Source organism: Algoriphagus aquatilis, from assembly GCF_042657405.1.
In the GTDB taxonomy this organism is placed as follows: Bacteria; Bacteroidota; Bacteroidia; order Cytophagales; family Cyclobacteriaceae; genus Algoriphagus; species Algoriphagus aquatilis.
Window position 1 is genome coordinate 11,977 of record NZ_JBHSKS010000009.1, and the last position, 15,537, is coordinate 27,513.

The window sequence follows — 15,537 nt, forward strand, 5'->3', positions numbered from 1 at the left end:
AGATTTTTATACGTTGGATTTTACAAGTTGGTCCATCACCCAATTGGCACGGGCTCCAGATTCACCGGTGCTTGGGCATTGGTCGTGCCCGAGGAGTTCGCCTACGATGTGCTGAATCAAAGGCTGCTGAATGTGTTTTGGCAAGTCTACCTGGTAATTGATGGGGGCCTCATGATCTTTGATCAGGGTAAACTCACCTTTTCCAAAAGTGGCAAATCGAATCTGACCTTTTGCGCCATCGATGATGACTTCGTCGATCTCAGCTGATGCTGAAGTGCTGAAACACCAATTTCCTGTGCCCAAGACTCCGTTTTCAAATACAAAACTTCCCACCACAATGTCTTCTGCAGGGTACGCTTGGGCCTGATTGGAAGAAAAGCCGCTGGCATGGATGATTTTCCCAAAAAAGAAATCCAACAAGTCCAGTTGATGCGAGGCGAGATCGAAGAAATACCCTCCGCCGGCTATTTCGGGATTAATTCTCCAATTGTTTTCCAACTTGGCAATGATTTCAGGCTCTAAGACTTGCTTGAGGTTGATATGAACCGTTCGTATCTCACCGATTTCCCCTTCATCCATCAGCTGCTTGATTTTGACAAAATGCGGAAGTGCCCTGCGGTAGTAGGCGACAAAAAGAGGGACTTCGTGTTTTTCACAAACCGAGATCATTTCCAGGCATTCGGCATGGTTGCGAGCCATGGGTTTTTCCACATAGACAGGCTTTCCTGCTTCAGCAGCCATTCGAGTCAATTCCAAATGGGCATTTGGAGGAGTGGCAATGTAGATGGCATTTACTACGGGGTCATGGATGAGATCCTGTGCCGAGGTGTACCACTTATCTATGCCATGTCGGGCGGCGTAATCTTTGACTTTGGCTTCGTCGCGACGCATGACAGCGACAAGTTTGCTGTGTGGAATATGGTTCATCGCAGGGGCAGACTTGAGTTCGCAAACGTTGCCCACACCTAACACTCCCCATCTTACTTCCGAACCGGTAAACTTCTTCATGCTTGAAAGTAGGAAAAGATTTAGGCTTGTGAAAGGAGAAATAGCTAGGATGTCAGGGAGTAAGGATGTTTGGGAGGTCTCATAGCAAGTTGGAAAAACTGGGATTTGTAGAAGAGAAGTAACGAAAGCGAAATCTATTCTTTGTTCGGCTATTTCTCTTTTAAATACCTTTTTGACCACTAAACTTAGATCAGATGGGCGCGTGGGGGAGACACAGCCCTGCCTTTGCCGGCAGGCAGGAGCGAGCCAGCGTCCGGCCTTGTGCGGTAGGAGCTTTGCTGCGTCTTGACCTTTTGGTTCTTTTGGGTCAAGCCAAAAGAACGAAGAATAAAATGTTTCTTTAGCACTATTCAGTAATTCAAATGATGTAAGTATCATTTTTAACTGGGTTCGAAAATTAAATTTTGAAAAATCAAAAACCGCGTAATAAAGCTAAAAACATGATTGGTGGAGCTTTTTACCTTCTTGAGACAAAAAAACAAGATGACCTTCCCCAAAGATCGACCTTTGTTCTAAGGTAGATAGGCAATCTCTTAAAATAGTTTTCCTTGATTCTTTAGAGCTTGGGCAGACATCCTCTTCTATCAGTTAAGTTATACCCTTTGTAAGAAGAAAACTGAAATAAAAATGCCCCGAAAATTTTCGGGGCAGATAGACTTTATTGTGCCGGTGCAGGTCTTGGTTTCATTTTCAGACTGTCTGCTGGGTATTTCGAGGCGAGCATGGCCATTTGTTCATTGGCCCAGTCAACAAGAATTTGTCTTTGTTCACCGCTTAGATTGGCTTCAGGATGGAGTCCGAGGTAGGTGTAGTCCGCCAGAGGCATTTCTCCACTTTCGACCGTTTCTACGATTTCTTCAAACTTATGATTTTGAACCCGTAGGGGTATTTTGGTGAATTCGGAGAAGTTTAGATGTCCTTTTCCTTCCTCCACGTGGTGGTTAAGCCAAAAGCCAACAGGTTGCACCTTGCTGTACCAAGGATAAATCGTGGTGTTGGAATGGCAATCGTTGCAGGCCCCCTTCAGAATCATGGAGACATTGTCCGGTACGTTGTAACTCTTCGTGATGTCAAATTCGGTAGGGCCTGACTCGTTTTTTTCCATAGGGATAAACTGAATGGCCACAAGCAGGACCACGAGCACTAAGGTGATTTTCTTGATCATAGTGTGTTGGGATTTTGGGATTGGATCAAAAGTTAAATCAAAGGTTTAATTTGAAGTATGTGATTGACCTAATTTGTATTCAATCCAGTCAAATCTTAATCATTTCAAAAAAAATCACCGGCTTTGAACCGGTGATTTTTACATTTTTAGAATTTGATTCCTAGCGAAAGTCCTCCCCTTAAACTGGCAAATGGCCCGTTGAAATCCAACTTTGCCCCATTTCCATCCACTGTTACCGTGTAGTCCAAGACGGGAATGTCCAGATTGTTCAATTCATCTCTCAAGCCATCTTGCTCGTTTTTATCCAGATTGGTTAGCGCATTGATCAGACCCGAGGAAGTCCCCACCGAACCTCCAATGATCCACCAATCCAGATAGACAGCCTTGCCCAGTCTCCACTGAGCTCCAAACATCAGTCCTCCGGTGATCCCGGTGATGTCTCCATTCAATTCTACCGTTCGTGTTTCTTCGAATGTCTGACCGTTTAAGGTTTCTTCAAAAGTGAATTCGAATTCCTGAAGATTCACTTGAGATTTGGAATAGCGCGCGTAAGGGGCGATGTAAAATCCTCTTGGTCCACCTTTTCTACCCAGGTAGAAGCGGATTTCAGGTGTGAACGCTGTGTTGCCATAGCTGATTTTTTTGAGTTCTGAAAAGGTCTCCGGATCATCAATTTGGTTTTCCAAAAAACCAAGGAGTGGAAGCTCACCTTGAGGCTGAGTTCGAAAGCCTAAGGCAATCGAGGTCTTCCGGCTGAGCATACGTTCGTATTGGAATCCGTAATTTTTGAATATAAGCCCTGTAAGGTTGACTTTGAGGACGTTTTTGTCATAGGATTCTTTTGTGAAATTTTCTTCTTGGGCTAGAGAAGGAGTAATCAGGATACAGCTGAACAGTGCGAGGAGGGTGATTTTTTTCATGACTGGGTCGAGTAAGATGTATTCAAAAGTAACTAAACCCTCAATGGAAAATGAATTGATCCATGAAGTGATGCTACTAATGACTGGGCGTTTGGTTCATTTTTTTGATTTAATCCTTTTTTCTTTCTGGCAGGAACTATCTTAAAATGAATGGGATTTAGTCACTATTTGATCCTAAATCTAAATCCGTCTATAATCAAGCAAAGTCCAGCCTGAAAAATGACCAAGGCAAAGGTTCCATACCAAAACCATTCACTTCCTGCAAATCTGGCAAATCCAGCATCTATGGTCATACAAAGACCTGTGCCTGTAAGTAGTAATCCAGAGATTGACTGGACAAACCAGCGGGTTTTTGGGGTCATTTGTTCCTCATTTAGATTTAAAACCGATCAATCATTATCATCCCGTTTTCCTGAAAGCTATCCATCGAGATCAAGGCATCAACAGCTTCATCTAGACTGATTCGCTTCCCAATGAGCGTTTCGGGGGCGATTTTACCCTGCAAAATCATCTGCATCATCTCAGGATAGGCATGCGCCTGCATCCCATGGCTGCCGAGTAGCTCGAGTTCTTTGGCGATCACCAAATGCATGGGAACTTGCGGATTGGCTTGGTCTCCGGACATCAGTCCGATTTGAATGTGTTTTCCTCGTTTTCTGAGACAGGAAATGGAATTGTAGCAGGTGATTTTGCTACCTAAGGCATCGATGGAGACATGAGCTCCTCCTTTTGTCAGTTCAAGAATGGCTGCAGGTACGTCTGAATTGGTTTTTCCATTGAGCAAAAAGTTGGCTCCGGCTGCTTTGGCCAAGGCCAGTTTTTCCTCTGAAATGTCCACTGCAATGACATTGGCGCCTAACGCTGCGGCAATCATAATGGCAGAAAGTCCCACACCACCGCAGCCATGCACGGCCACCCATTGTCCTCCGGTGACTTTTCCTTGCGCCACCACACCCCGAAACGAAGTGGCAAATCGGCAACCCAAGCTAGCAGCCGCCTCGAAACTCACCGAATCCGGCAGTCGGACCAAGTTGGTCTCAGCGCGATAGACGGCTACATACTCCGCAAAAGATCCCCAATGGGTAAATCCAGGCTGGAATTGATCGTCGCAGATCTGCTGGTTTCCGCTGTGGCAAGTGGGACAAGTACCGCAAGCGCAGACAAAAGGAACCGTCACGCGGTCACCCACTTTCCAGTTTTTTACTCCTTTTCCCACTTCTCTGATCACGCCGGCAAACTCGTGACCGGGCACATGCGGCAATCGGATATCCGAGTCATGTCCCATCCATCCGTGCCAATCGCTGCGGCAGAGTCCGGTCGCTTTGACTTCCAAGACCACTCCGTTTTCCGGTACTTCTGGATCGGGTACATGTGTAATTCTTGGTTTTTCTTGAAAGGATTCGACGAGGAGGGCTTTCATTTAGGGGTGATTTGGGTGTTGAAATTTAGAAAACAGAGCTGGAAAATGTTGATTAAAGAGAAAAGGAATTCTTGAAAATGGGTTATGCGGTGATTTCTTTCTGCTAGGGGTGGAGATCAATGTCGCTGGGCTTCCTATCTTTCTAGCCTATTGCCTGACTTATGAAAATCAAATTTCCCCCTTTGTTTCTTGTTTTGCTTGCTTTTTCTACCGCCTGCATGGCTTCCGATTTGGAAAAAGATGGGCCGGTAAGTGAGTTTTCAAATTATATAGCTATTCCTCTGGGAGGAAACGTCTACCAGACAAAGGGTTCACAAAAGGAGGAAATTAAAGAAGATGGCTTGGTGACTTGGCAAAATCCAGAAAGTGAATTCAGTGTATTTTTTAAGTCCTCGCTTGCCACAGAGGCTGTCTTGGAACTTTATCTTTTGCCGCAGGCAGCTCCTTCCAGAATTGTGGTCGAACTAAATGGGAAATCGCAGGAACTGAGTCTGAAATCGGGCGATTCTGGACTGATAAGGATTGGAAAAGTGAGCCTATCCGCCGGGTACAATGAGGTGAAGTTTCGTGGAATGCAAAAGTCCGGAAGCGATTTTGCCAAGATCAAGGCACTGCGTGTTGGGTTTGAAGGAGAACTTGAGTTGGACTTTGTCAAGGATAATATCGATGGTCGCTTCTATTGGGGCAGACGGGGCCCATCGGTTCACCTGAGTTACACGGCTCCCACAAACGCAAATTTCAAATGGTTTTACAACGAAATGACCATTCCTGAAGGGGAAGATCCCATCGGTTCCTACTTCATGGCGAATGGATTTGCGGAGGGTTACTTTGGAATACAGGTGAATTCGCCTACGGAGCGTAGGATTCTCTTTTCTGTTTGGAGCCCTTTTGCCACCGATAATCCCAATGCCATCCCAGAGGATCAAAAAATCAAACTGCTTAAAAAAGGCGAGGGAGTCTACACCGGCGAGTTTGGAAATGAAGGTTCGGGAGGACAGAGTTACCTCAAGTATTCTTGGAAATCCGGAACCACCTATCGCTTTTTGAATTCTGTGGAGCCTGACGGGAAAGGCAATACAATTTATACAGCCTATTTCTTTGCTCCTGAAGTCGGGGAATGGATGCTGATTGCGAGTTTTCTCAGGCCCAAAACGGATACTTGGTATAAAAGGCCTCATTCTTTTCTGGAAAATTTCATCCCCGAATCAGGCCGAATCGCCCGCCGTGTAATTTATGACAATCAGTGGATGGCTGATGCCCAAGGAAATTGGGTGGAGCTTACCGAGGCCAAGTTTACCGGTGATGACATAGCCCGAAGAGGCTACCGCAAGGACTTTGCGGGTGGAAGTGATGCAGGTAAGTTTTACTTGAAGAATGGAGGATTTTTTAATCAGTCCACAGATCTTCAAAGTATGCATCAGCGGCCTGCGAACGGAAAAAAGCCTGAGGTTGATTTTGTGAAATTGAAGTAGTGTTAGATGATAAAGAAAAAAAAGCGAGTGATTTTCACCCGCTTTTTCATTTCTATTGTATGATGATTTTTCGATTCAGGAGTGTTCGATTGGATTGCATCCGCAGGAGATACATTCCTGGTTTTTCTCTGCTTAACTCCATAATTATAAGGTTTTTACCCTTGATTACGTCTGGGTTGACCACACGCACCACTTTGCCGGATGGATCTAGCAACTCGACAATGGCAGTATATGCAATAGGAGAGTAGAATTCGAGGTGGATTTTATCTTTTGTCGGATTTGGATAAAGCCTTACCGCTTCATTTTCCACCATCACCATAGGATTTGTTTTTTCGGTTTGCTCAAAAATCTCGTCCGAAAGTTCTCGGAAGGCTACCGGGTAGGCTTTGGTGTTATTCTCTACCAGCAGTCGGTAGCAGCTGCTTGAATTTTCTCCCGCAGCACTGATCACTCGGACAAAATAAGTGGTGTTTGTTGCTGCATTATTGAATACAATTTGCTCTGGATTGGTACCTCCATTGGTAGAGGTGCCGATCAATTGACCGGTTGAGTTGTAGAAATACAAGTCTAGATTCACAGGGAGGCCATCCAGTGTGATTCTCAAGTTGGCTGACTTTCCTTTTCCGGAAGTAAATGCAAACCAATCTTCATCTCCGGAATGGGAGATGGTGGCATTGATTCCTGTTCCCGTAGCTATGGTCTTTGCTTCAGCACGGGTATTGTTGTTTTCGTAAATGTCCACGCATGTACTGCTCGCCGTAGTAAAGGTGCTTTGTGCATAGGAACTTGACGATGCAGAGCAATTAGTGCGGACTCTCCAGTCATACACCTGGCCCTCCAACAAACCTGTCAATGAAATGGAGGTGCTTTGAACCTGGGTAGCAGCCACAATCCAAGTTGCGGAAGTGCCTAACTTATATTCAACCAGGTAGCTTAGACCTCCAATCACAGCAGACCAATTGACTGTTGCAGCACTTAGGTCAACATTTGTTGCATTCAGTCCCGATGGAGGATTACATGCCAGAGGATTAGAATACGCCTGTGTATTTGTCTCTGCAAGTAAAGTGTAGCAGCTGTTTGAGAAACTGGCTCCATCACCTATTACTTGGACGTAGTAGGAAACCCTTGTAGCACTTGAGTTAAAGATCACAATCTGCCCTGTAGCTCCACTTTGTTCGGAGGAGGCCAATAAGGTTCCGCTGGCATTGTAGAGATGGAGGTAGGTGTTGCTTGGGAGATTGCTCAAGCTCACGCGGACGTTGGTGGATTTTCCACTTCCAATCCTTACTTCAAACCAGTCCTGATCTGTAGGGCTTGCTATTCTAGCATTGATCGGAGTAGTGCCAATTAGTTTTGCAGTGGCACGAGTTTCGTTGGATTCATACGGATCAGGGCAAACTTGGACTAGGGTAGTGAAAGAGGATTGAATGAAATCACTTGCGCCACTGAGGGGTCCGCAATTTGTTCTCACTCGCCATTCAAAGGTAGTTTCGCTACTTAGTCCTGTGAGGCCAAAACTGTTTCCGCTGATGTTGGTGCCCAAAGAAATCCAAGAGCTATTGCCTAAAGTTCTGAATTCAAGATCATACCCAGTGGCGCCAGTGACTCCTGTCCAGTTCAATTGAGCGGAAGAAGAAGTGATTCCTGTAGTTTCCAAATTGCTTGGCGCCAGACAAGTGATGGCTGTAGTAAACTGGGCTTGAGAATAGATGCCAAATTCAGTCGAACAGGCAGCCCTTACCCTCCATTCATAGCTAGTACCTTCTTCAAGTCCGGTCAGCTCCGTCTCTGTTTGGGTGACACCCATGGCCCAGTTCAACCAAGTGGTAGATCCTGTGGTACGGTATTCTACTTCATAGGAAGTGGCTGGAGTGACAGCGGTCCAGCTGAGCATCGCAGAATTTTTTGTGACCGATCCTGTCTGTAAACCAAGTGGTGCAGGGCAAGAGGTACCGGTCGTAAATTGGCTTTCGGTGTTGCCACTACTTCCTGCGGAGCATATTGTGCTTACCCTCCACTGATAGGTGCTTTGTTGGTTTAGTCCAGTCAGTGTGTAAGAAGTTGAAGTTGTTGATGCAATTGCTAAGGTCCAGGTTGAAGCGATGCTTAGCTTGAATTCCACGCGGTATCCAAGAGCCCCTGTGACAGCATCCCAATTCAGCGTAGCTGACGTAGGTCCTACCTGAGTGGTGCTAAGTTGAGTTGGACTAGGACAAGAGACATAGGTTGATCTTTCCCAAATTCCTCTACCATAGGTTCCAATTCGTATTTTATCCGCATTCGGAACGATTTCAACCTCATTTATAGCAACTAAAGGGAGGTTTTCAGAGAGGTTGACCCAGGAGGTCATCTGATTGTTTTTATAATATACGCCAAGGTTCATTGCGACATAGATGCCATCGGAACTCGAATTTTCTACGGCGACACTTCGCGCAGCCAAATTGGGCAGTCCTGTCGAGAGGTTGGTCATCGTCTCTCCTGCATTCTCCGAATAAAGTAATCTACTGGCGGTGGTTGAACTTGCAATCCAGATTTTTTCAGGATTAGTAGGGTGAATGCTAACTTGAGAAATCGTGCCTGCTATTGGAAAAGTAAGCCAGGAACTGCCTCCGTTTTTGGTGACATAAAGTGTGGATCCCACGGAAGCATAGATGTATTGAGGGTTGGAAGGGGAAACTGCTAAGGTGTTCAGATTGCTGGTAATTGTTGTTCCCGAGATTTTAGTCCAAGTGACCCCAAGATCGGTGGATCGGTAGACTCCATTCCAACCTGCATAGATGGTATTTGAATTATTTTCAATGGCTACAGGCGTTACCCAGTTTCCGGTGGCAGGTTCTGAGATACTGCTGTAAGAAGAACCACCATTACTGGTTCTATACAAGCTTCCGTTTTGGCTGGTGCCCCAAATCAAATTGGCATCCAAAGGACTTACTATGCAATCCATACCATCAGCCCCAAGCCAATCGATCCAACCGGTGGATTTATATATACTGGTCCCATTGTCCTGAGCTCCTCCCATGACGAGTGCCGGGTTGGTTTTTGAATTGGAGATCCTGTAAAACTGACGAATCCCTAGCCCACTCGTAAGGTCTGTCCAATTGTCTGCAAAGTCAGTGCTTTTATAGATTCCGCCATCCGATCCGGAGTAGATGGCATTTCCTACCCATTCCAAGACATGGACATCGGCATGGTTATACCCAATTGAATTTGGCAATGACCAAGCCGTGGTGGGGACAAAGGACGTGCCCCCGTTGGTGGATTTCCAACAGATGATTCCTGCAATGTGTATTTCGTTAGCATTATTAGGGTTGACTGTCATGGCCATGTCATAGCCTGCTTGCCCTGTGGTTCCTCTTCCGGTGGTCTCATAGCCAAAATAGTTGGTGCCCAATGAGGGATCTCCAGTGACTGTGACATAAAAACTGGCTCCTCCATCATCAGATCGAAGCAACCTTCCAAACAAACTTCCGCTTGCCTGAACTGCATAAACCCGAGATGGTGACGCCGGTGATACAGAGACTAGGGTTCGGGCTGAAAAATTCACGCCTTGGTTGCTTCCTAAAGTAGCCCAAGTTTCTCCTCCGTCAGTTGACCGCTGTATTACATTGTCAGAAGCAATGAGAATATTAGGATTAGCAGGTAAAAATTCAATGTCTTCAGTCATGACATTGGATTTGAGCGTGAAGGAGGTTCCGCCATTGATGGATTTGCTGATTCCTGAAGTGCCCACCGCAAACATGATAGACGGGTCAGCGGGATGGAAAGTAATCTTCCAAATCGTTCCTACCCCTGTGCTTGCGGCAGTCCAAGTGTTGCCACCATCTGAGCTCCTGACTACCTGCCCATTACTTTTTCCTGCATAGACCAGATTTGGGTTTGTCGGATGTACAGCCACGGCAAACATGTTCATCATGCTGTTGTCATAGTCTGCCAGAGGAATCCATTGATTGCCCCCTTGAGTGCTTTTCCACATTCCTCCTCCTGGTGTACAGATATATATGAAACTCGGATTGGAAGGTGAAACAGCTATTGAAGTAATCCTGCCCACACCCGGATTCCAGCTCGAAGTTCTGTTCCAATAAGTGGGGCCAACTTCGGTCCATCCGGTCGTTGTTGCCTGTGCTTGAGGGGCTGTTAGTTCGTATTGCTGCTGATCAAATCCTTCTGGCAGAATGTAACCGTTTTGATCAAGATGAAACTGCTGTTCATATTTCCATCGCTCGTATTGCTTATAGCCTGTACCTCGCTCTCTTCCTACTGCATCAAAGTATCGCTTGGCGATTGCATCGATCTCCTGAAGTCTCAGATCTCGTCGCTGCATCAGTTCCCAAACGTTTACTCGATTGGCATCCGATTGTCCCTGAGAAAAGGTCTGAATAGATGCTCCCAACCAAAGTAGCAGCATTATCATAAATGGTACTAGTCGTGTTATTTTCATAAAAACAGCTGGTGGTAAAAAGTTGATGTGTTGGCAATTATCTGGAATAAAATTTTACAATTTATTACTTTTAACCATTTTTTATTTCAAAAAATAATAGAAAAAAGAATAAAAATTTATGTAAACATGATACTAACTGTAAAAATATAGAGTCAAAATCCACTTTTTTATGTTATAATTTTTCTAAATGAAGATAAAATCAAAGTCTGGATGAATTGGTTTTTGTGGGTTTTACCTGAATTACAGGTGTGATTTTTATAAAAAAACCGTGAGCGTTTCCACCCACGGTTTCTTCATTTTTGATCTTTTTCTGTTTGCTGCGACTGATCACTGATTCCGATAGCTATCGGAACTGACCACCGCCTACTGAATTATACTTCGAATCCTTTTCTATAGGTTCTGCCCACAAACTGATTGGCTTCTTCCAAGTTGGTGATGCGCATGTTTTCACCATCCCAAAGGAGCTTGCGACGACCGAAGAATTCATCTCTACCCTGTGCATTTTGACGCTTCAGCATGTAGCTTCGGATAGCCAAGTTACCCATCAATACCGTCTCAGTCATCGGTCCGGCGTAATCGAATGATGAAGTCAAGGACTTGTGTTCAGCCGAGCCAAATCCTGCCTTGCAGGCATCCACCCACTTGCGCTGATGTCCGTACTCAGGCTCGGTACCTTCGATACGATCCGGACCAAATTCCTGTGTGCCGTCATATAGGTAAAGCTTTGGCATCAGTGGCGAGCTGTCGTTGATGTTGTGGGTGATGATTCCTTTTTCACCAATCATCATGACGCCATTTGCTGAATTGGCGCCACCTAGATCGTGATCTGCAGGGATGATATCAGGATGTGAAGGTCGGATACCGCCATCCATCCAGGTCATTTCCAAAGGAACCGGGTTTTTGGCAGTTGGGCCATAGTGAAGTGTGATGAATGAGGAAGCGGGGCAGCCTTCCGGATTGTAATCTGCGGTCCACATCTGAGAGAATACCGATCCCACAGAGCATTCTGCATCGGTTGGATAGTTCAGTCCAAGCATACGGAACGGAATATCCATCAAGTGACATCCCACATCACCAAGTGCGCCTGTTCCATAATCCCACCAGCCTCTCCAGTTGAATGGATGGAGGTTTGGAGTAAAAGGGATCTCAGGTGCCGGTCCCAGCCAAAGGTCCCATTCGAGTTCGCTTGGTTTTTTGCCTGCATCTGCTTTAGGGAAAGGACCACCCTGAGGCCATACCGGACGGTTGGTCCAGATTTGTACTTTGGAGACTTTACCGATTTTATTGGAATCCATCCAACCTCGGATCATGTCCATCAGTGGGTTGGATGCACCTTGATTACCCATTTGAGTCACGACTTTTTGGTCGCGTGCCATTTGAGTGAGCATTCTGGCTTCACGGATGTTGTGTGTCATGGGCTTTTGCACGTATACGTGCTTGCCTCGCTCCATGCAAAATTTGGCAGCAGGGCCATGCACGTGGTCAGGTGTGGAGATAGTCACCGCATCGATGTCTTTTTGCTCCTCGAGCATTTTCCGGTAGTCAGCGTACAGCTTAGCATTTGGAAAGCTTTTCACCGAGTCTTTGGCAGAACCCGAAAAGTCCACATCGCAAAGTGCCACCACTCGCTCTCGTCCGTTGACGGAGGCATTCAAGATGTCACTTCTACCTTTTCCACCCGCTCCAATCGCAGCAAGGTTGAGTTGGTCAGAAGGGGCGGTGTAGCCTGACCCACCCAACACGTGGCGTGGGACAATAAAAAACGACGAAGCGATCGCCGCATTTTTGATAAAGTCTCTCCGGGATTGACCCGAGGAGGGAGATTCATTTTTCTTCATGGGGTTTATGTCAATTAGAATTTATGGATTAGGGTTTTTTGACTTGTTTGGAATGAATGGAAGAGTGACGATTAATCCAAGAAAATAGAGTTTTCCTTAAATCGATTTTTAAAATAGCGAATTCTAATTCCTTGTGGATATCAAACAGTAAGTTTTTCAAAAAAATTGGATAAGTGGTTTAGTAGGGTGAAAATTTTAATCAATAAAAACCGACAGTGGCAGACGGATCGGTAAGGATTCCGTAATTTTTTTGAAAAAAGTTTAATGAAAGTGAGTTGCTGTTAGAAATCGATTACGGTAAAGCCTAGCGATGAAATTGGGCTTTATTGAGGCAATAATTTCTCAAAGATCCTTCAAAAGTCAATTTGATCCCTTTTCTCTTTTGCCAAGCATTCTTTAGCTTTATCTTGATTACCCTAAATAAATTTTGCAATAGCCCTGTAAAACATAAAAAATGCTAATTGGAGTCATCAAAGAAACCAAGGAATTTGAGCATCGTGTGGCATTGAGCCCCGATGCAGTCAAACTATTGAAAAAGAAAGAATTTGAGGTCATCATCGAGTCAGGCGCAGGTCAGTCCTCTTATTTCTCTGACCAGGATTACCTGGATGCAGGAGCCAAAGTGGGATCTCCTTCAGAAGTATTCCAAGCAGACTTGCTTCTCAAAGTAAACCTGTTTACTCCCGAAGAAATCGCCCAAATGAAAGACAAATCGGCATGCATCTCCTTTATGTATGCCTATCAGCATCCTCAAATCATCGAAGCACTGAATGCCAAATCGATCACGTCCATTTCGATGGATGCTGTACCACGCATTTCCCGTGCTCAAAAGATGGATGCACTTTCTTCCCAAGCCAACTTGGCCGGATACAAAGCCGTGCTTTTGGGAGCAAATCACCTTGGGAAAATTTTCCCCCTGATGATGACAGCTTCCGGTACGATCACCCCTGCCAAAGTCTTGATTTTCGGAGCAGGAGTAGCCGGGCTTCAGGCCATTGCTACTGCCAAAAGGCTCGGTGCGATCGTGGAATGTACCGATGTGAGACCTGAAACCAAGGAACAAGTCGAATCACTCGGTGGGCGATTCCTAACAGTAGAAGGTGCGGAAGGTGTTAAAGTAGAAGGCGGATACGCTAAGGAAGTATCTGCCGAATACCTTGAAAAGCAGCAGCAACTCATCCGTGACAAAATCAAAGATGCCGACTTGGTCATTACTACGGCTTTGGTGATGGGGAAAAAATCTCCAATTCTGGTTACCGAAGAAATGGTCAAAAGCATGAAAACAGGCTCGGTCATCGTCGATATGGCGGTGGAGTCGGGTGGCAACTGCGCCCTTTCGGAAAAGAATAAAACCGTAGTCAAGCATGGCGTGACTCTGGTTGGAGAGTCGAATTTGCCATCGTTGCTGCCAGTCAATGCCAGCAACCTCTATGCGACCAATATCACTACGCTTTTACTTCATCTGGCTAATCCTCTTGGGCTCAACCTTGACATGGAAGAGGAAATCACCAAGGGTGTTGTCATTACCCACGAAGGACAGCTTGTCCATCCATTTACCAAAAGTATTCTCCAAGCTTAGACCCTGAAATAAACCTATGGATGCTTCAGCACTGATTATTTTGATTTATGTGTTGGTATTGGCGAGCTACTTGGGATTTGAATTGATCACCAAAGTACCGCCTACACTTCACACCCCATTGATGTCGGGTTCCAACGCCATCTCAGGCATAACGATTGTCGGTGCCTTGATTGCCACTTCGGAATTGGGATTTACAACCCTGAGCAAGTGGATGGGATTGCTTGCCCTTGTCCTTGCCACCATCAATGTGGTCGGAGGATATGCTGTCACAGATCGTATGCTAAAAATGTTTAAGAAAAAATGAGCAATCTCGTCCAAATCGCCTATCTGATTTCTTCGGTTCTGTTCATTATCGGAATCAAACTTCTTGGCAAAACGAAAGATGCCCGAAAAGGGAACGTCATCTCGGCTGTCGGTATGCTCTTGGCAATAGCAGCCACTCTGGTCAATCTGAATTTGGCTACTTTTCCGGAGATGCTGGCTGCCATGCTCCTCGGTGGAGCGATCGGGCTTTATTATGCCAAAAAGGTAGAAATGACCCAAATCCCGGAAATGGTAGCCTTATTTAACGGCTTTGGTGGATTGGCTTCACTCGGTGTGGCCATTTCAGATCATTTTCTCAAAACCCAAGTACAGGCTGTGGAAATCGAAATGGTCAACTCAGTCAGTATCATCGCATCGGTACTAATTGGTGGGGTGACCTTTACAGGTTCGGTAGTAGCATGGCTCAAGCTAAATGGGAAAATGTCCGGTCAGCCCATCACTTTCAAAGGGCAGCATGCCCTCAACTTGATTTTGCTCATCTCATTTGTGGTGATCGCAGTTTTCACGCATCTCAATCAAGTGGATCCCATGTATATCACCCTCCTTGTTATTGTGGCCCTGCTGGTAGGGATCTTGATTGTAATCCCCATTGGAGGAGCGGATATGCCGGTGGTGATTTCACTGCTCAATTCCTATTCGGGGATGGCTGCTTGTGCTACTGGTTTTATCCTTAATAATAACGTGTTGATCGTAGCTGGATCCTTGGTGGGTGCATCAGGTATCATCTTGACTCAGATCATGTGTAAGGCCATGAATCGATCCTTGACCAATGTACTGTTGGGTGGATTTGGCCAAACAGTCGCAGGGCCTGCTGCAGACGGACCGCAGATCGTGATCAAAGAAGTAGGAGTGGAGGAAGCAGCGATGCTGTTTGATTCAGCTTCTTCCGTACTTGTGGTTCCTGGTTACGGGATGGCAGTTGCCCAAGCGCAGCACGTCATCCGCGAACTGATGGAGCAATGCGAAAAACGAAATATTGATTTCCGATTTGCAATCCATCCGGTGGCAGGACGTATGCCGGGACATATGAACGTGCTTTTGGCAGAAGCAAATATCAGCTATGACAAACTGATCGAGATGGAAGCGATCAATGACGATTTTCCGAATACGGATATTGTCTTTGTGGTCGGTGCCAATGACGTAGTCAACCCCGCTGCACGAACTAATCCTGCCAGCCCAATCTATGGAATGCCGATCTTGAATGCAGACAAAGCCCGAACAGTTATCGTCTCTAAGCGTAGTATGGGCAAAGGTTATGCAGGGATTGAAAATGAGCTCTTTGGCTATCCTAACTGTCTCATGCTTTTTGGCGATGCCAAACAGACCATCACCAAGGTGGTGGGAGAATTGAAAGAGATGAGTTGATTGAAAGA

11 protein-coding genes are annotated in these 15,537 nt (G+C 45.7%); 4 read left to right on the top strand and 7 right to left on the bottom strand.

Going from position 1 to position 15,537, the window contains the following annotated elements:
• Positions 1–6: 6 nt before the first annotated feature.
• The 5 genes from ACFPIK_RS11995 to ACFPIK_RS12015 all read right to left on the bottom strand — a co-directional run bounded on the left by ACFPIK_RS11995 (position 7) and on the right by ACFPIK_RS12015 (position 4,513).
• Positions 7–1,008 (bottom strand): Gfo/Idh/MocA family protein, encoded by a 1,002-nt coding sequence (locus ACFPIK_RS11995; protein ID WP_377915547.1) that lies wholly within the window; start codon positions 1,006–1,008, stop codon positions 7–9.
• A gap of 658 nt (positions 1,009–1,666) precedes the next feature.
• Positions 1,667–2,173: a heme-binding domain-containing protein gene (locus tag ACFPIK_RS12000; protein WP_377915549.1), complete on the bottom strand. Its 507-nt coding sequence runs from the start codon at positions 2,171–2,173 to the stop codon at positions 1,667–1,669.
• A 146-nt stretch (positions 2,174–2,319) separates the two neighbouring features.
• Complete coding sequence (locus ACFPIK_RS12005) at positions 2,320–3,093, bottom strand: hypothetical protein (RefSeq protein WP_377915551.1); 774 nt, start codon at positions 3,091–3,093, stop codon at positions 2,320–2,322.
• Positions 3,094–3,257: 164 nt separating this feature from the next.
• Entirely contained in the window at positions 3,258–3,455 is a 198-nt protein-coding gene (locus tag ACFPIK_RS12010) for a hypothetical protein (protein WP_377915553.1), read from the bottom strand.
• 17 nt (positions 3,456–3,472) lie between these two features.
• Entirely contained in the window at positions 3,473–4,513 is a 1,041-nt protein-coding gene (locus ACFPIK_RS12015) for a zinc-dependent alcohol dehydrogenase family protein (RefSeq protein ID WP_377915555.1), read from the bottom strand.
• A 161-nt stretch (positions 4,514–4,674) separates the two neighbouring features.
• Between ACFPIK_RS12015 and ACFPIK_RS12020 the strand changes: the two genes are divergently transcribed.
• Positions 4,675–5,985, top strand: coding sequence for a DUF3472 domain-containing protein (locus ACFPIK_RS12020; protein ID WP_377915556.1), 1,311 nt, complete (start codon positions 4,675–4,677; stop codon positions 5,983–5,985).
• A gap of 52 nt (positions 5,986–6,037) precedes the next feature.
• Here ACFPIK_RS12020 and ACFPIK_RS12025 read toward each other — a convergent pair whose 3' ends face one another.
• Entirely contained in the window at positions 6,038–10,390 is a 4,353-nt protein-coding gene (locus ACFPIK_RS12025; RefSeq protein WP_377915558.1) for a fibronectin type III domain-containing protein, read from the bottom strand.
• Positions 10,391–10,794: 404 nt separating this feature from the next.
• On the bottom strand, positions 10,795–12,261 hold the full coding sequence (locus ACFPIK_RS12030) for a Gfo/Idh/MocA family protein (RefSeq protein WP_377915560.1): 1,467 nt from the start codon (positions 12,259–12,261) through the stop codon (positions 10,795–10,797).
• A gap of 454 nt (positions 12,262–12,715) precedes the next feature.
• On the opposite strand from ACFPIK_RS12030, the gene ACFPIK_RS12035 reads away from it, so the two are divergent.
• From ACFPIK_RS12035 to ACFPIK_RS12045, 3 genes are read left to right on the top strand one after another with little or no spacing between them, the layout of a single operon-like run.
• Positions 12,716–13,840 carry a Re/Si-specific NAD(P)(+) transhydrogenase subunit alpha gene (locus ACFPIK_RS12035; RefSeq protein ID WP_377915562.1) on the top strand — a complete coding sequence of 375 codons (1,125 nt, stop codon included), beginning with the start codon at positions 12,716–12,718 and terminating at the stop codon, positions 13,838–13,840.
• A gap of 16 nt (positions 13,841–13,856) precedes the next feature.
• Positions 13,857–14,144 carry an NAD(P) transhydrogenase subunit alpha part 2 gene (locus ACFPIK_RS12040; RefSeq protein WP_377915564.1) on the top strand — a complete coding sequence of 96 codons (288 nt, stop codon included), beginning with the start codon at positions 13,857–13,859 and terminating at the stop codon, positions 14,142–14,144.
• On the top strand, positions 14,141–15,529 hold the full coding sequence (locus tag ACFPIK_RS12045; protein ID WP_377915566.1) for an NAD(P)(+) transhydrogenase (Re/Si-specific) subunit beta: 1,389 nt from the start codon (positions 14,141–14,143) through the stop codon (positions 15,527–15,529). Before ACFPIK_RS12040 ends, ACFPIK_RS12045 begins: the two co-directional genes overlap by 4 nt.
• The last annotated feature ends 8 nt before the right edge of the window (positions 15,530–15,537 follow it).